Origin of the sequence: Kitasatospora sp. NPDC056184, assembly GCF_042268405.1 — a bacterium.
Taxonomy (GTDB): Bacteria; Actinomycetota; Actinomycetes; order Streptomycetales; family Streptomycetaceae; genus Kitasatospora.
The window spans coordinates 667573-685100 of the sequence record NZ_JBHJUI010000001.1 but is presented as its reverse complement, the minus strand read 5'-3'; the positions used below and the strand labels follow the sequence as shown (position 1 = coordinate 685100).

Here is a 17528-nt window from a genome sequence, read left to right as displayed (position 1 = left end):
GCCCGGCACCGCCCGACCCCCGTCCCGTCCCGATCCGTGAGGACCCCGCACCCATGAGCAACGCACGCCACCTCGGCTACCGCGACGAACTGCTGGCGGACGGCCAAGTGCACCGCCGGTACGAGGACGGCCGCAGCGAGTGGCGCCGGCGCGGCACCGACCGGCAGATCCACTGGCACGACAGCCTCGGCCGCTCCGGCACCGACGAACCCCTCGGCCGCGACCTGGTCAAGCGGCGGTACGCGGACGGCGCCACCGAGTACGGCCGCGACATCGGCTACGGGCGCACCGTGTGGGGCGGCGGGCTGGTCACGCTCAACCGCAGCTCCTTCGGCGGGCGGCTCGGCGTGGTGGTCGGCGCCCTCGGCGTGGCCGGCGTCGCCGCGATCGCGGCCGCGCAGCTGCCGCCGGACGAGCTGTCGGAGGCGGAGGAGGAGGAACTGCGCGCCGAGGCCCGGCGGCAGGCCTCCGCCGACAGCGGGGGCGGGGGCGGCGGCGGGGGCGGCGACGTCTCCGTGGACGGCGACGACGCGCACCACGACGACCCGGGCGCCGACGACGGGTCCGCCGACTTCGCCGACTGGAGCGACTCGGACGACGGCTGGGACGGCGACGACTTCGGCTGAGCCGCCCGGGCCCCGCGCCCCGGATCCCGGCCCCGGTCCCGCCCCGGCGGGCCGCCACTCGACGAAAGGCACCGCACCACCATGCCCCGCTGCTGCGCCTGCGCCGGCCCCGACGCCGACCGGGCCCGCACCCACCTCGCCGCGCTCACCGGCGCCCCCGCGCCCACCGGCGCCCCGGCCGCCCTGCTGCCCGCCGAACCCGGCTTCGCCACCGGCCCGTTCACCGTCGACGGCACCACCGCCGTTGGCGAGGTGACCCTGCACAACCGGCCCGAGCTGCTCGCCGCCCTCGCCGCGGCCGGCTCCCCCGCGCCCGCCGGCTGCCCCGACGGCGAGCTGCTGCTGCGCCTGTGGCTGCGGCTCGGCGCCGACGGCCTGCGCCGGGCCGACGGGATGTTCGCGCTCGCCGTGGTCGACGGCGCCGACCTCGTGCTGGTGCGCGACCACACCGGCACCCGCACCCTGTTCTACGCCCGCGCCGACGGCTGCTGGGCCGCCTCCACCTCGCTGCGCGCCCTGCGCCACTGGCCCGCGCTCGGCACCGGCCTCAACCTGGCCGCCGTCCGCTCCTTCCTCACCTTCGCCTACCTGCCCGGCGAGGAGACCCTGCTGCGCGGCGTGCACGAGGCGCTGCCCGGCCGGGTGCTGCGGCTCGCCGCCGACGGCACCGCCCGGCAGGAGCCGTTCTGGGAGCCCGCCGAGCGCCTGCCCGACGGCGGGGCGCCGCCGGCCGCGACGTACGCGCGGGAGCTGCGCGGGCTGCTCGAACAGGCCACCGCGCGGCGGCTGCCGGAGGGCGGACCGGTCGGGGTGCTGCTGTCCGGGGGCGTCGACAGCTCACTGGTCACCGCGCTCGCCGCCGAACTGCACAACCACCCGGTGCACACCTACTCGATCAGCTTCGGCGACCAGCTGCCCAACGAGCTGGGGTACTCCGGGCTGGTCGCCGACCACTGCGGCACCCGGCACCGGATCCTCAGCGTCTCCGGCGAGGAGGTCGCCGCCCGGCTCGCCGACACCGTCGCCCTGCTCGACAGCCCGGTCGGCGACCCGCTGACCGTCCCCAACCTGATGCTCGCCGAGGCCGTCGCCGCCGACGGGATCACCGTCGCGCTCAACGGCGAGGGCGGCGACCCGGTGTACGGCGGTCCGAAGAACCTGCCGATGCTGGTGCACGAGATGCACCGGGACGACCCGGCCCCGGAGGCGCGGGCCGAGGCCTATCTGCGGTCCTACCGCAAGTGCTACGAGGACCTGCCCCGGCTGCTCACCGCCGACGCGCTGCGCGCGCTGGCCGACGAGCCGCAGCCGCGCCGCTTCGTCGCCCCGTACCTGGCCCCCGGGCCGATGCACGCGCTGCTCAACCAGCTGCTGCACTGCAACCTGCGGACCAAGGGCGCGCACCACATTCTCACCAAGGTCGAGCGGCTCACCGCCTCGCGCGGGGTGCAGGGCCGCTCGCCGCTGTTCGACCGGCGGGTCGTCGACCACGCCTTCGCCACCCCGCCGACCCTCAAGCTGCACGGCACGGTGGAGAAGTGGGTGCTCAAGGAGGCCGTACGGGACCTGCTGCCCGCCGCGGTCGTCGACCGGCCGAAGAGCGGCATGCGGGTGCCCGTCCAGCAGTGGCTGAGCGGACCGCTGCGCGAGCTCTCCGGCGAGCTGCTGCTCGGACGCACCGCCCGCGAGCGCGGGCTGGTCCGCCCGGACACCGTCCGCACCTGGATGCGCCGCGAGGGCACCCTGCTGCCGCGCCAGGGCGGCAAGCTCTGGCTGGTGCTCACCCTCGAACTCTGGCTGCGCGCCTACGAGCTGTGATTCCGTCGATCGTCCCGTCCCCTGCTGCCCCGGCCCGGGAGGCCCCGCCATGGCACCGTCCACCGCATCCGCCGAAGCACCCGAGCTCCACCTGACCGACCCGCGCACCGGCCACACCCGGGGCACCCTCGTCCCGGCGCGCGCCGGGCAGGTCACCGGGACCGTCGCCCGCGCCCGGGCCGCCGCCCCGCACTGGCGCGCGCTCACCCCGCGCGAGCGCGAGCGCCGCCTGGACGCGCTCGCCGACCTGATCGAGCGCCACCTCACCGAGTACACCGTGCTGGAGCAGGCCGGCACCGGGAAGCCCGAGGCGGAGGCCACCGCCGAGATACGCGAGGTCGCCGACCTGTTCCGGTTCTACGCGGGCGCCGCGCGCACCGGCACCGCGCCCGCCGCCGGCCGCTACCTGCCGGGCCACGAGAGCTGGGTGCGCTGGGAGCCGGTCGGCGTGGTCGCCGCCGTCGTGCCGTGGAACTACCCGCTGCTGATGGCCGCCTGGCGCGCCGCGCCGGCGCTCGCCGCCGGGAACACGGTGGTCGTCAAGCCCGCCGAGACCACCCCCGACTCCGCGACGCTGCTGGCCGCCCACGCCGCCGAGGCGCTCGGCGAGGGCGTGCTCACCGCCCTGCCCGGCGACCGCGAGAGCGGCCGGCTGCTGGTCGCCGCCGACGTCGACCTGATCGCCTTCACCGGCAGCGCCACCGCCGGAGCCGACATCGCCGCCCGGGCCGGCCACCGCCGGGTCAGCCTGGAACTCGGCGGCAACGGCCCCGCGCTGGTCCTGCCGGACGCCCCCGACCACACCTGGTCCGCGCTCGCCGCCGCCTGCACCTACAACGCCGGGCAGAGCTGCGCCGCGCCCGCCCGGGTGATCACCCTCACCGAGCACTACGAGCGGACCGTCGAGGCCCTCGCCGCCGCGCTCGGCGCACGGGAGGCCGGCCGCGACTTCGGCCCGCTCAACAACGCCGGCCAGGCCGCCCGCTACGACCGGATCCTGGCCGCCTCGGGTGCCGAGCGCTCGCTGCCCGCCCCCGGCCGCGGCGACGGCCTCTGGCGCCCCGCCCGGCTGCTCGCCGACCTCCCGGACGACGACCCGGCGGTGGTCGAGGAGGTGTTCGGCCCGCTGCTGACCGTCCAGCACGCCCCGACCGCCGAGGCGGCCCTCGCCCTCGCCAACGCCGTGCCGCAGGCGCTCGGCGCCAGCGTGTGGACCCGCGACCTGTCCACCGCCCTCGACCTCACCGCCCGCCTGGACGCCGGCGAGGCCTGGATCAACTGCCACCTCGTCCAGACCGCCGAACTCCCGCACGGCGGCCGCGGCGCCTCCGGCCAGGGCACCGACCTGTCGGTCCTGGCCCTGCACGAGTACCAGCGCCCCAAGACGGTGACCGCCCGGCTCTGAGTACCCGGCGCACCCCGACCTGAGTACCCGGCTCCTTCCCTCCCCGCCGCTCCCCCGGGCACGATCGGGCCATGACGAGGACAACGGCCCCGCAACGGGGCGAGTGGTGGCGGGTACCGTCGCGGTCGACCCTGGTCACGGCGGCGTGCCTGCTGTTCGTCCTTCCGCTGCGCGGATTCGCGGAGATGATGACCGACGCGTGCTACGGGCCCGGCTCCTGCCCGCGTACCCACGCCGATCTCGCGCTCTCCGACCGCCTGCTGCTCGCCACCCTGCTGCTGACGGTCCTCCAGTGGCCACTCGCCTACCTGTCCCGCCGGGCCCGGGTCCCGGCGGGACTCGCCCCCGGCGCCGCCCTGCTCGCCGTGGTGGTCGTCCTGTTCGCCATCACCCCGGGCACCTGAGCCCCCGGGGTGGCGGCCGTCAGGCGAAGGCCGAGGGGCGGCCGAGGGCGACCAGGTGGTGGTCCTTGGTGCCGACGTAGATGCGGCCCCGGTCGGTGGCGGGGACGGAGAACTTGCTGACGGTGCCGATCGGGAAGGACCGGCGGAGCCGGAGGGTGCCGTCGACCGGGACGGGGTCGTAGGCGCGCAGCTCGCCGCCCTCGCCGTACTGGCCGGTGCCGGACCAGATCACCCAGACCAGGGCGGAGCCGCCGCGGGTGCCGTCGGAGGTGACCACGGGCGAGCCGGACATCTTGAGGAAGTCCTCGGCGCTGGTGCCGGCGCTGGTCAGCTGCGGGAGGCCGGCCGCGCTCACCGAGTACTTGAGGGCGCGTAGCTTGCCGTAGTTCTCGACGGTGTAGACGTAGCCGCCGTCACCGCCCCAGACCGCCGGGTGGCCCCAGACGCCGCCGTAGGGGCCGGTGAGGCCGACGACCTTGTCGGTGCCGTTCGGTCCCTGGCCGGTGCCGCCGAGGTCGTCGCGGTCGAGCAGGAAGATCCGGCCGTCCTTGCCGACCTGGACGAGCAGCCGGGGGTGGGCGGGGGTGCCGAAGGAGGACGGCAGGGCGACCGGGCCGCCGGAGCCGAGGTCGGTGTCCTTCCGGTCCAGGGTGGCGTTGTTGACCGGGCTGAAGAAGTCCACCGGGGCGAAGCCGCCGTCGGCCCCCACGGCGAAGCGGATCACCGACTCGCCGAGGCCGCCGGGCGGGCGGTTGCCGGGGCCGGGGGCGGGCGAGGCTCCGGCGCCCTGGCCGTTGGCGGTGGTGAGGAAGAAGCGGCCGGGGCCGTCCGAGACGAGGCCGCTGCCGGACATCCACACCGAGGCCCGCTGGGTGTCGGAGCCCGCGACCGTGGAGAACAGGGTGAGCTCGCGGCTGCGGGTGTCGAGACCGGCCACCGTGCCGATGTAGTCGCCGATGCCGCAGAGCGAGCCGAAGCCGAAGTAGAGCCGGCCGTCGAGGAGCAGCAGTCCCGTGCGCTGGAGCGAGCGGTAGGCGTTGAAGGGCTTGCCGGGGGCGTTGACCGGGTCGCCCCCGACGGTGACCGGCCAGCCGCTGCGCTCGGCGCCGGTGCGGGCGTCGAGGGCGTGCACGTAGTGGTGCGGGTGGTGGTCGTCGGGGCCGTCGTCGACCTTGCTGGTGAGGTAGACGGTGCCGGTGGCGGGGTCGTACACCGGCGTCGAGGTGGTGCCGACGTTGGGGCCCGGGTCGGAGCAGCCGATCGCGGCGGAGGCCCAGGCCGGGCCCATCTCGCGGTGCCAGACGATCCGCCCGGTGTCGGCGGCGACGCCGTACACGTGGTTGGTCTCGGTGGCGGTGACGACGAGGTCGCCGATCACCAGCGGCTGGGCGAAGACCTGGCCGTTGAGCTGGGTGGAGAAGCGGACGCCGAAGTCCGTCCGGTCGACCTCGGCGGGGCTCAGCAGCGGTTCGGCGCGGTCCCAGGCGGTGCGGTCGGTCCCGAAGGAGATGGTGGTGACGTCGGCGCGGGCGCTGCCGGCGGCGAGCGGGCCGAGCAGGGCGAGGCCGGTGAGGAGCGCGGCGGCGCGGGCCGGGGGGCGCCGGAACGGGCGGGCGGTGCGGTTCATGGCGCCATGGTTCGGCGCGCCGGACGCGGCCACCAGCGGACGTGGTCCAGTCGGCGGACGCCCGTTCGCGCCGTTCGCCGGACGCGCGGGCCGGGCTGCTCTAGGGTCGGTGCGGCAGAGGTCCGAGTGACAGGGGGTACGGAAGGTGCGGTACGGAATCATCGGGACGGGCGGGGTCGCGCGGACGATCGCGGACCGGCTGGTCGGGCTCGGGCAGGAGGTGACGCTCGGGTCGCGGAGCAAGGGGAACGAGGCCGCGGCGGCGTGGGCGGAGCAGGCCGGGCCGCACGGGCACCACGGCACCTTCGCGGAGGCCGCGGAGTTCGGCGAGGTGGTGCTGAACGCCACCCCGGGAACGGTGGCGGTGGAGGCGCTGCGGGCCGCGGGGGCCGGGCACCTGGCCGGCAAGCTGCTGATCGACCTCTCCAACCCGCTGGTCTTCTCCCCGGAGGGCGAGCTGACGCTGGACCCGGTGAACACCGACAGTGTCGGTGAGCGGATCCAGCGGGAGTTCCCCGAGGCGCTGGTGGTGAAGACGCTCAACACGCTGACCGCGCCGCTGATGGTGGACCCGTCCCGGCTGGAGGGCGAGCACAACCTGTTCGTGGCCGGGAACGACGCGGACGCCAAGGCGCGCACGGTGGCGCTGCTGGGCACCTTCGGCTGGCCGGCGGAGTGGGTGGTCGACCTGGGCGACATCACGGGTGCCCGGGCGATGGAGATGATGATGCCGTTCTGGATCCGGCTGATGGGGGCCTTCGGTACGACGGAGTTCAACTACGCGTTCAAGCGCGCCCGGTAGGGCGCTCCCGAACGTCCGCGCACGACGGCGCCCCCCGCCCCCTCCGGAGAGGGAACGGGGGGCGCGTCCGTGCGGGTGGTGCTACCGGCCGGTGGAGGCGTGCACCCGGTCCGCCGGGTCGTCGTCCTCGACCGGTTCGGGCTTGCCGGACGGGTGCGGCACCCGGACGGCGCCCGGGACGCGGCGGCCCTTCCGGGCGGCCTGGGCGAGGGCGAGCTGGCGGTCGGCCTCGGCCTGGATGGCGTCCTTGTCGCCGATCTCGGCGTCCGGCAGCGCGTCGGGGAGGATGTCCTCCAGCAGGCGCAGCGGCCGGTAGGCGAGGCCGAGCAGGCCCCAGACGAAGAGCACCAGGCCGACCACCACGAGCAGCAGTCCGGCGCCGCGGCCCGGTCCGGTGCCGAGCACCAGGCCGACCGAGTCGGCGAGCGCGCCGCCGGGGCGCATCAGCGGCTCGAAGACGTGGTCGGAGAGCGGGCCCGCGGTGAGGAAGCCGAGCGGCATCATCGACATGGCGAGCATCTGGTTGGTGGCCAGGACGCGGCCCTGGAGCTCCATGCCGACCTTGGTCTGGATCAGCGACATCCAGTGCGAGTTGAGGATCATCATGGCCGCCCAGAGGACGAACAGTCCGCAGGCGGTGAGGGCGGTCTCGGGGCGGCTGCCGGTGAGGACGGCGGCGACGCCGACCACCGAGGTGAAGCCGATCATGCCGACGGTGCGGCGGCGGGTGCCGCCCCACAGGCCCATGACGAGGGCGCCGACCATCGCGCCGAGGCCGCCGAGGGCGGTGATGACGCTGAGCTGGAACGGCGTGCCGGTGGCCAGCACCATCGGGGTGATCAGCACGGTCGCGACGGCGAACAGGTAGTTGAACACCACGAAGAAGACCACCATGGCGACCAGGCTGTGCCGGCGCGCGATGTACCGCCAGCCGGTGACGACCTCCCGCCAGAGCGGCTCCTCCTGCTTGTCGAACATGGCGTCCGGGAAGCGGACCAGCAGCAGGCAGGTGACACCGGTGAGGAAGGTGGCCATGTCGAACAGCACCACGCCGTGCAGACCGACCAGGGAGACCAGGACGCCGCCGGCCAGGATGGCCATCATGTCGCCGGCGCCGGTGCCGAGCTGGGCGAGGCCGTTGGCCTGGCCGAGGTAGCGCTTGGGCACCAGTTGGGTGATCGCGGCGAGGTACGCGGGCCGTTGGAAGGCTCCACAGGTGGAGCCGATGCAGGCCACGATGTAGATGTGCCAGATCTCCAGGAGGTCGGCCCAGAGCAGCAGGCCGAGGCTGAGCATGCCGGCGGCGGCCACGGTGTCCGTGGCGATCATGATCTTGCGCCGGTCGACCCGGTCGGCGAGCGCCCCGGCAACCGGCAGCAGCAGGACGGCCGGCAGCACCGCGATGAAGGAGATCATCGCGAAGTCGAAGGCCGAGTTGGTCTGCTGGTAGACCCAGACGCCGAGCGCGAAGGTGGAGAGGCTGGTGCCGATCATCGAGACGAACTGGCCGATCGCCACCTTGGCGAAGATGCCCAGCTCGGCCCGGGCGGCCGGGCGCTTGACCGCGGCCGGGTCGGCTATCTCCCCGGTGGCGGCGAACTCCGTCAGCACCCGGGCGAGTTCGTCGGCCTGGTGCTTGAGGAAGTAGTGCCCGGCGCGCGGCACGACCGCGAGCTCGACGGTGTCGCCGAAGTGCTCCCACTCGGCGTACCGCTCCTCGTAGAGCTGGGTGGCGCGGTCCTTCTCGCCGACCACGCAGAGGATCGGGGCGTCGATCTTCTCCGGCCGCCCGTCCCCGTAGGCCCGGGTGTAGAAGTCCTCGGCCTGCCGCACGTCGTGGCGCAGCGCCCGGACCAGGAAGTCCTGCTCGGCCTGGTCGTAGACGTCGGTGAAACCGCCCATGGCGCGCAGGTACTCGAGGTAGCCGCGGTTGGACAGCACCCGGTCGCCCGGCATCCGGCGCGCCATCCACTCGGCGAAGCGGCCGGGCAGCCGGGCGGCGGGGAAGGTGCCGCCGAGGGCGAGGCCGCGCAGGTCGACGCCGGCCGCCTCCAGCCGGGCGCCCAGGGCGGTGGCGAGGGCGCCGCCCAGGCAGTGGCCGTAGAGCAGCACCGGGCCGTCGACCTTCTCCAGCACCTGGGCGACCAGGGTGTCGGCGAGCCCGTCGAGTTCGGCGAGCTCGTCGTCGGGGCGGCTCGGGTCGTGCCCGGGCAGCTCGACGGCGTACAGCCGGTGGCCCACCGGCAGCGCGTCGGCGAGCGGCTGGAAGGTGATCGGGCTGCCGCCGCCGTAGGGGACGCAGACCACGTTGATCGTGGCCGGGGCGTTGCCGCGGGTGAGCTTGTGCAGCAGGGTGCGCGGGCCCTCGTCGGCGGTGCCGCCGGCCCGGGCGTCGATCAGCGCGGCCAGCTCGCGGACCGTGGGGTGCTGGAACAGGTCGATGACCGACAGCCCGTCACCGATCAGGCGCACGGCCCGCACGGCGGAGAAGGAGTCGCCGCCGAGCGCGAAGAAGTCGTCGGCCGCGCCGATCTCCTCGGCCTCCAGCACCTGACGGTAGACCTCGGCCACCGCGTGCTCGGTGGCGGTGGTCAGCTCGCCGCCGCCGGAGACCGGCTGGGCGGCGACCGGCTCGGGCAGGGCGGCCCGGTCGACCTTGCCGTTGGCGTTCAGCGGCAGGGCGTCCAGGACGACCAGGGCGGCCGGGACCATGTAGTCGGGCAGCCGGGTGCGCAGCGCGGCGCGCAGCTCGCCCGGGTCGGGCGCGGCGGCCGGGTCGGCGGGCACCAGGTAGCCGACCAGGGAGCGGGCGGCGCCCTCGCCGCGGGCGACCACGACGGCCTCGCGCACCTCGGGGCGGGCGGTCAGCTCGGCCTCGACCTCGCCGATCTCGACCCGGAAGCCGCGGATCTTGACCTGGTGGTCGATCCGGCCGAGGAACTCGACGGCGCCGTCAGGGCGGCGGCGGACCAGGTCGCCGGTGCGGTAGGCACGGCGGCCCTCGATCTCCAGGAAGCGCTCGGCGGTGAGGTCGTCGCGGCCGAGGTAGCCGCGGGCGACGCCGCCGCCGGAGACGTACAGCTCGCCGGGGACGCCGAGCGGGACGGGACGCCGGCGGGCGTCCAGGAGGTGGGCGCGGACGTTGCCGAACGGCCGGCCGAGCGGCGCGGTGGCCGCGTCGCCGAGGTCCGCGGGCACCGGCATGCCGAGCATCGAGACGGTGGTCTCGGTGGGCCCGTAGTGGTTGTGCAGCGGCAGGTCGGGCCGGGCGGCGCGGATCCGGGCCACCAGGTCGGGCCGCAGCGCCTCGCCGGCGCAGATCAGCAGCCGGGCGGGGAGGATCGCACCGAGGCCCGTGCCGTGCGCGGCCAGGCCCTCCAGGTGGCTGGGGACCAGCTTCATGGCGTCGATCCGGTGCTCGGCCGCGTAGGCGGCGAAGGCGTCCGGGTCGGTGGCCTGGTCGCGGGTCAGCAGGTGCAGGCAGCCGCCGCCGGTGAGCGCGCCGAACACGTTGGTGGTGCCCAGGTCGGCGGCGAAGGTGGAGACCAGCGCCCAGTTCCAGCCCTGCTGGTCGCCGCCGATCCGCTCGCGCAGGCCGTGCAGGTAGTTGCGGTAGTTGCGGTGCTCGACGGCGACGCCCTTGGGCGCGCCGGTGGAGCCGGAGGTGAAGATGACGTAGCAGAGGTGCTCGGGGCGGACGTCCGCCTCGGGCGCGTCGGCGCGCTCCTCGCCGTCCGGGACGACCACCGGCAGGTCTCCGGTGAGCCGGTCGCGCAGGTCGTCGGTGGTGACGACGGCGGCGGCCCCGGAGGCGTCGAGCAGGCCGTGGATGCGTCCGTCCGGGTAGACCGGGTCGAGCGGCAGGTAGGCGCCGCCGGCCTTGAGGATGCCGAGCATGCCGACCACCAGGGCGGCGGAGCGCTCGACCAGCAGGCCGACCGGGCGGTCCGGTCCGACGCCGTGCGCGCGCAGCCGGTGGGCCAGCGCGTTGGCGCGCCGGTCGAGTTCGGCGTAGCTGAGCACGCCGTCGGCGCCGCGCACGGCGGGCGCGTCGGGGGTGCGGCGGGCCTGTTCCTCGACCAGGCCGTGCAGGGTGCCGCCGAGGTCCCAGCCGCGCAGGGTCTCGTCGTCCCAACCGGCGAGCTGCCGCTGCTCGGACGGGGTGAGCAGAGGAAGGTCGGCGAGCGGGCGGTCGGGGCCGGCGGCCATCGCGTCGAGCACCGTGGTGAGGTGGCCGAGGACGCGCTGCACGGTGGCCTCGTCGTACAGCTCGGTGCGCCAGACGAGGTCGGCGGCGAGCTCGCCGCCGGTGTCGACGACGGCCACCGACAGGTCGAACTTGGCGGTGTCGGTGCCGATCGGCCGCCAGTGGACGCTGTGCCCGGGCAGCTCGGGGCGGGCCTCGGCCTGGTTGTGGACGTTCAGCAGGACCTGGAACAGCGGGGTGTGGGCGAGCTCGCGCTCCAGGCCGAGCGCGTCGATCAGCCGCTCGAACGGCAGGTCCTGGTGGCCGTAGGCGCCGAGGGTGGCGTCCTTGACGCGCTCCAGGAGCTCACGGACCGTCGGGTCGCCGGAGAGGTCGGTGCGCATCGCCAGGGTGTTGACGAAGCAGCCGACCATCGGCTCGGTCTCGCTGCGGGTGCGCCCGGCTATCGGGGTGCCGACGGTGACGTCCTCGCTGCCGGTGTAGCGGCCGAGGACGGTCTGCAGGGCGGCCAGCAGCACCATGTAGACGGTGGTGCCGGTCTGTTCGGCGAGGGTGCGGATCCGGCGGCTGCGCTCGGCGCCGAGCTCGGCGGTGAACCGGGCGCCCGCGGTGCCGGCCACGGCGGGCCGCGGCCGGTCGGCGGGCACCGTGACGGTGGCGGTGGCGCCGCGCAGGCGCTCCTGCCACCAGGCCTGCTGGCGGTCGAGTTCGGCGGCGAGTTCGGTCTGCTGCCAGTGCGCGACGTCCGCGTACTGGACGGGCAGCGGCTCGAACACCGGGGCGGCGCCACCGCAGCGGGCGCCGTAGGCGGTGGCGAGGTCGCCGAAGAGCACGCCGATCGACCAGCCGTCGGCCGCGATGTGGTGCAGCACCAGGCTGAGCACGGCGCCGTCGCCGGTGCGCAGCAGGGCGGCGCGCAGCGGCAGGTCGGCGGCGAGGTCGAAGGGGCGGCGGGCCTCGGTCTCCAGCCAGGCGTCGACCTCCTCGGCGGGGACCTCGGCGGTGGTGAGGGTGAAGCGGTCGGCGGGCAGCGCCTCGGGGCGCACCTCGCCGTCGACCTCCGGGTAGACGGTGCGGAGCACCTCGTGCCGGGCGAGGACGTCGGTGAGGGCGGCGCCGAGGGCGGCCTCGTCGGGCTCGCCGTCGAGGTGCAGGGCGAGCGGGATGTGGTAGGCGGCGCTGTCCGGCTCGTACTGGGCCAGGAACCACATCCGGCGCTGGGCCGAGGAGAGCGGCGCCGGGGTGCCCTCGGGGCGCGCGGCGATGGTCCGGCGGTCGGTGCCGCCGGCCGCGGCCGCCGCCTTGGCGGCCTTGGCCTTGGCGAGGCGGGCGCGCAGCAGTTCCTGCCGTCTGGCGGCCGGATCCGGTTCCGGGACGGTCCCGGCGGTGGGCTGGTCGGTCATGCGGTCTCCCCCGTTCGAGCGCCGGTGTCGCCGGCGGCCGGGTGTGCGTTCATGGGTCCGGACTCTCCGGTGTTGCCGGTGGTTCCGGATTCGGTGCGGTGGGTCGTCACAGCGTGCTCCCGGCGGTCTCGTCGAGGCCGTCGAGGTCGTCGCCGAGGTCGTCGAGGTCGTCGATCTCCTCCAGCAGGCGCTCCTCGACGCGGCGGGCCAGCGCGGCCAGCGTCCGGTCCTCGAAGACGACGCGCAAGGGCAGTTCCGTTTCGAAGGTGTCCCGGATCCGGGCGAGCAGCCGGGTGGCGAGCAGCGAGTGGCCGCCCAGCGCGAAGAAGTCGTCGTGCCGGGAGACCCGTTCGACCTTGAGGACCTCGATCCACAGGTCGGCGAGCAGTTCCTCGCAGTCGCCCTCGGGCGGGGCGCCGGCGCCGCCGAGCTCCGGGACGGGCAGCGAGGCCCGGTCGACCTTGCCGGCCGCGGTCAGCGGCAGCGCGTCGAGCAGCACCAGGCCGGCGGGCACCATGTAGTCGGGCAGCCGCTCGACCAGGGCGGTGCGCAGCGCGTCCTCGGTGAGGCCGGGGGCGACGGCGTAGCCGGCCAGGGCCGGGCCGGCCGGGGTCTCGACGAGCCGGGCGGCGCCGGCGGTGACGCCGGGGACGGCGCTGATCGCGGCCTCGATCTCGCCCAGCTCGATGCGGAAGCCGCGGAGCTTGACCTGGGCGTCGACGCGGCCGTGGTACTCCAGGCGGCCGTCGGCGCGGCGGCAGGCGAGGTCGCCGGTGCGGTACATCGGCGCGCCGTCGGTGCGGCCGGGTTCGGCGGTGAACCGTTCGGCGGTCAGGTCGGGCCGGCCGTGGTAGCCGAGCGCGACGCCGGCGCCGGCGATGCAGAGCTCGCCGATGCCGTTGACCGGGACGGGCTGCCCGGAGGGGCCGAGCAGGTGCAGCCGGGTGTTGGCGATGGGCGCGCCGAGGGCCACCACGCCGCCGTGGTCGGCGAGTTCCGGGGTGACCCGCTGGACGGTGGACCAGACGGTGGTCTCGGTCGGGCCGTACAGGTTCCACAGCGTGCCGACCCGGCCGAGCAGGGCGCGGGCGAGGTCGGCGGTGAGCGCCTCGCCGCCGCACAGGGCGGTCAGCCCGGGGCGGCCGGCCCAGTCGGCCTCCAGCAGCATCCGCCAGGTGGCGGGGGTGGCCTGGAGGTGGGTGACGCCCTGCTTGTCGAGCCAGGCGCCGAGCGCGGTCCCGTCGGTGGCGGTGGCGCGGTCGGCGATCTCCACCCGGGCGCCGGTGACCAGCGGCAGCCACAGCTCCAGGCCGGCGATGTCGAAGGTGACGGTGGTGACGGCGGCCATCACGTCCCGCTCGGTGAGGCCGGGTTCACGGCCCATCGAGGTCAGGAAGTTGACGATCGCGCGGTGCGGCACGGCGACGCCCTTGGGGCTGCCGGTGGAGCCGGAGGTGTACAGCAGGTAGGCCGGGTCCTCCGGGCCGACGGTGACGGCCGGCGCCTCGGCGGGGGCGGCGGCGTGCTCGGGGCCGTCCACCAGGACGCTCTCGCGGTCCCGCAGCAGTTCGTCGCCGGCGGTGGCGGTCTCGGCGACCAGCAGGGTGACGCCGGCGTCGTCGAGCACGCCCCGGTTGCGGGCGAGCGGCTGGTCGATGTCGACCGGCAGGTAGGCGGCGCCGCTGCGCAGCACGCCGAGCAGGGCGGCGGGCAGCATCCGGCCGCGCCGGACGGCGACGGCGACCAGGCTGCCGGGGCCCGCGCCGCGGGCGGCCAGCAGGTGCGCCAACCGGTTGGCGGCGGCGTCGAGTTCGGCGTAGCCGAGGGTGCCGTCGGCGGCGGACACCGCGGTCGCGTCCGGGGTGCGGGCGGCCTGGGCGGCGACCAGCTCGTGCAGCCGGGCGTCGGGGACCGGCGCCTCGGTGCGGTTGACCGGATCGTCGGCGGCCCCCTGCCCGTACACGCCGTCGGCGGCGGAGAGCATGACCAGCTCGGCGAGCGGGCGGTCGGGCTCGGCGACGGCGGCGGCGAGCAGCGCGACCAGGTGGTCGAGCGCGGCGCGCACGGACCGCTCCTCGTAGCGGGAGGTGCGGTACTCGGCGGACAGCAGCGGGCCGTCGGCCGGGAACTCCAGGAACAGCGAGAGGTCGGTCTTGGCGGTGCTGTTGCACACCTCCGCGACGAACGTCAGGTTCAGTCCGGGCAGTTCGACGCCGGCCACCGGGTGGTTCTGGACGGCGAGCAGCACCTGCGAGATCGGCGAGGAGGTGAGGCCGGGCGCGCCGCCGTAGCGCCGGGCGTGGTCGACGAACGGGTGGCCGCTGTGATCGGCGGCCTCCAGGACGGTCGGGCGGACCCGGGCGACCAGCTCGCGGAAGGTGTCGGCGCCGGACACGTCGAAGCGCAGCGCGACGGTGTTGATCAGCGAGCCGATCACGGTCTCCAGCTCGGGCACCGGGCGGACGGCGAAGGGGCTGAGCACGGCGACGTCGGTGTGGCCCGTGTAGCGGTGCAGTACCCCGCCGAGCGCGGCGAGCACCACCATGTAGAGGCTGGCCCCCTCCTCGGCGGCCCACTTCCCGACGCCGTCGACGAACCCGCTGTCCAGTCGACGGGCGACCCGGCGGCCGGCGATGTCCTGCGGGTTGGGGCGCGAGCGGTCGCCGGGCAGGTACTGGTCGCCCCCGACGCCGCGCAGCCGCTCGGCCCAGCGCTCGGCGCCCTCGCGGCCGGCCTCGACGTCGCGCAGCTCCCAGCGGGCGACGTCCGACAGCTGGATCGCGGGCTCGGGCAGCTCGCCCTCCCGCAGGGCCCGGGCGGCCTCGGCGAGCAGCAGCCCGGCGGCCCAGCCGTCCGCCGCGGCGTGGTGCACGGTGAGCAGCAGTTCGTGCCGGTCCGCACCGACCCGCACGGCGAGGACCCGCAGCAGTCGGCCGCCGGCGAGGTCGAGCGGGCGGGCGGCCTCGGCGCGCAGCGCGGCGTCGAGGGTCACCTCGTCGGGCGCCTGCCCGTCGGGGCCGGTGAGGTCGAGCAGCGGCACCTCGACCGGGTACGGCGGGCGGACGTCGGCGACGGCGTCGTCGTTCTCGCTCGGGTTCGGGTCGCCGTACAGGGCGGTGCGCAGTGACTCGTGGCGGCGGACGACCTCGGTGAGCGCGCGGCCGAGGGCCTCGCGGTCGAGGGCGCCCTCGGCGCGGATCCGCACCGGCACGTTGTAGAGCGGGCTGTCGGGCTGCACGGATTCGTGCAGCCACAGTTCGCGCTGGAACTCGGTGGCGCGGGCGGGCAGGTCGGCCTCCCGCTTCGGGGGCTCCACGGAGGCCCGTCCGCCACCGCCGTTGGCGGCCCGGACGGCGAGGGCGGCGACGGTCGGGGCCGCGAAGAACTCGGCGAGCGGCACCCGGGTGCCGAACTCGCGCTCGACCCGGGCGAGCAGGCCGGCCGCGAGCAGGGAGTGGCCGCCGAGGTCGAGGAAGACGTCGTGCACCCCGACCTCGGGGACGCCGAGCAGGCCCTGCCAGAGTTCGGCGATCCGGATCTCGGCGGGCGTGCGGGGGGCGACGAACAGCTCCTGTCCGGCCCGGCTGCGGGCGACCGGGGGCAGGGCCTTGCGGTCGGTCTTGCCGTTGGGGGTGAGCGGCAGGTGCTCCAGGACGGCGACGGCCAGCGGCACCATGTAGCCGGGCAGCGAGGCGGCGCAGTGGGCGCGCAGTTCGGCGGGCGTGGGCTCGGCGGCCCCGGGGGCGGGCTGGACGAAGGCGGCCAGGTAGTCGCCGGCCTCGTCGCGCTGGACGACGGCGGCGGCGGCCTCGACGGCGGGGTGGGTGGCCAGCACGGCCTCGATCTCGCCGAGTTCGACGCGGAAGCCGCGGACCTTCACCTGGTGGTCGACGCGCCCGTGGTACTCCAGGTCGCCGTCGGGCAGGCGGCGGACCAGGTCGCCGGTGCGGTAGCAGCGCAGGCCGTCGACGTGGACGAAGCGCTCCTCGGTGAGGTCGGGGCGGCCGTGGTAGCCGCGGGCCACGCCCTCGCCGGAGAGGTAGAGCTCGCCGATGCCGCCGTCGGGCACGGGTATCCGGTGCTCGTCGAGGACGTGGCCGAGGGTCCCGTCGAGCGGGCGGCCGATGACCGGCTCGCCGGTCCCCTCCCGGGCGACCAGCGACCAGGTCGAGTAGACGGTGTCCTCGGTGGGCCCGTACAGGTTGTAGAGGCGCTCGACGAGGGGCTGGGCGTAGACCTTGTCGGCGACGTGCCGGGGCAGCGCCTCACCGGCCAGGTTGACCACGCGCACGCCGCCCGGCAGACCCCCGCCGCCGGGAAGACCGTCGCCGCGCAGCAGCGCCGCCATCGCGCTGGGCACGGTGTTGATCAGGGTGACCTCGTCCCGGGCGGGCAGCTCGGGCAGCGCGAGGGCGTTCTCGGCGACGACGAGGGTGCCGCCGACGGAGAGCGGGAGGAACAGCTCGTACACCGAGATGTCGAAGCACACGGAGGTGCTGAACAGCACCCCGGCCAGGTCGGTGGCGGTGTAGGTGGCCGCGGCCCAGCGGAGCAGCGCGTTGACGCTGCGCTGGGTGACCTGGACGCCCTTGGGGCGGCCGGTGGAGCCGGAGGTGTAGAGCACGTACGCGAGCGCGTCGGTGTCGGCGTCACCGGTGGTGGGGCGCTCGGCGGCCGGGTCGAGCGGGGCCGTGGGGCCGTCGCCGTCGACGTACAGGAGGGTGGCGCCGGCACCGTTCAGCAGGTGCTCGTGGGCACGGTCGGTGACCACGACGGGGGCCTGTGCGTCGCCGACGACCAGTTCGAGGCGGTCGCGCGGATACGCCGGATCGAGCGGCACGTACGCGCCGCCGGCCCGCAGCACTGCCAGCAGGCTGACCACCAGGTCCGCCGTGCGCGGTAGGCAGACCCCGACCAGTGTCTCGGCGCGGACGCCGGCGGCGGCCAGTCGGCCCGCCATCGCGCCGGCGGCGGCGTCCAGCTCGCGGTAGGTCAGTCGGCGCGTGCCGTCGATCACGGCGGTGGCGTCCGGAGTCCGTCTGACCTGCGCGGCCACCAGAGCGGCCAGCGGAGCGGCCGGATCCAGCGGGGGAAGTTCCGTAGAACTCATCATTCTCTCCCGAGGGGTGCTGCTGCATCGACTTGTGGTCGGCGAGAAATGGGCGGTGTGCCCTGGGAGATGGTGGGGTAAAGATCTACGAATCACCAGCACATTTCCGTCACTCGTTCGATATGC

8 protein-coding genes are annotated in these 17528 nt (G+C 75.5%); 5 read left to right on the top strand and 3 right to left on the bottom strand.

Annotated features, from left to right (window positions below):
* Positions 1-53 precede the first annotated feature (53 nt).
* The 4 genes from ACFC0B_RS02445 (at position 54) to ACFC0B_RS02430 (ending at position 4253) form a co-directional block, all read left to right on the top strand.
* A complete protein-coding gene (locus ACFC0B_RS02445) occupies positions 54-626 on the top strand; it encodes a hypothetical protein (protein ID WP_376081009.1) in 573 nt (190 codons plus the stop codon).
* Positions 627-707: 81 nt separating this feature from the next.
* Positions 708-2444 (top strand): asparagine synthetase B family protein, encoded by a 1737-nt coding sequence (locus ACFC0B_RS02440; protein ID WP_376081007.1) that lies wholly within the window; start codon positions 708-710, stop codon positions 2442-2444.
* Positions 2445-2493: 49 nt separating this feature from the next.
* Positions 2494-3849 (top strand): aldehyde dehydrogenase family protein, encoded by a 1356-nt coding sequence (locus ACFC0B_RS02435; protein WP_376081005.1) that lies wholly within the window; start codon positions 2494-2496, stop codon positions 3847-3849.
* A 71-nt stretch (positions 3850-3920) separates the two neighbouring features.
* Complete coding sequence (locus ACFC0B_RS02430) at positions 3921-4253, top strand: hypothetical protein (RefSeq protein ID WP_376081003.1); 333 nt, start codon at positions 3921-3923, stop codon at positions 4251-4253.
* A gap of 19 nt (positions 4254-4272) precedes the next feature.
* On the opposite strand, the gene ACFC0B_RS02425 is transcribed toward ACFC0B_RS02430, so the two are convergent.
* Complete coding sequence (locus tag ACFC0B_RS02425) at positions 4273-5880, bottom strand: PQQ-binding-like beta-propeller repeat protein (protein ID WP_376081000.1); 1608 nt, start codon at positions 5878-5880, stop codon at positions 4273-4275.
* 145 nt (positions 5881-6025) lie between these two features.
* Between ACFC0B_RS02425 and ACFC0B_RS02420 the strand changes: the two genes are divergently transcribed.
* Positions 6026-6682, top strand: a complete 657-nt coding sequence (locus ACFC0B_RS02420) for an NADPH-dependent F420 reductase (protein ID WP_376080997.1) — start codon at positions 6026-6028, stop codon at positions 6680-6682.
* Positions 6683-6763: 81 nt separating this feature from the next.
* Here ACFC0B_RS02420 and ACFC0B_RS02415 read toward each other — a convergent pair whose 3' ends face one another.
* Together ACFC0B_RS02415 and ACFC0B_RS02410 are read right to left on the bottom strand one after the other, a co-directional pair.
* The gene (locus ACFC0B_RS02415; RefSeq protein WP_376080995.1) at positions 6764-12292 is read right to left on the bottom strand and encodes an amino acid adenylation domain-containing protein; all 5529 of its coding nucleotides are present in this window, start codon (positions 12290-12292) and stop codon (positions 6764-6766) included.
* A gap of 106 nt (positions 12293-12398) precedes the next feature.
* The gene (locus tag ACFC0B_RS02410; protein WP_376080992.1) at positions 12399-17402 is read right to left on the bottom strand and encodes an amino acid adenylation domain-containing protein; all 5004 of its coding nucleotides are present in this window, start codon (positions 17400-17402) and stop codon (positions 12399-12401) included.
* Between the last annotated feature and the right edge of the window lie 126 nt (positions 17403-17528).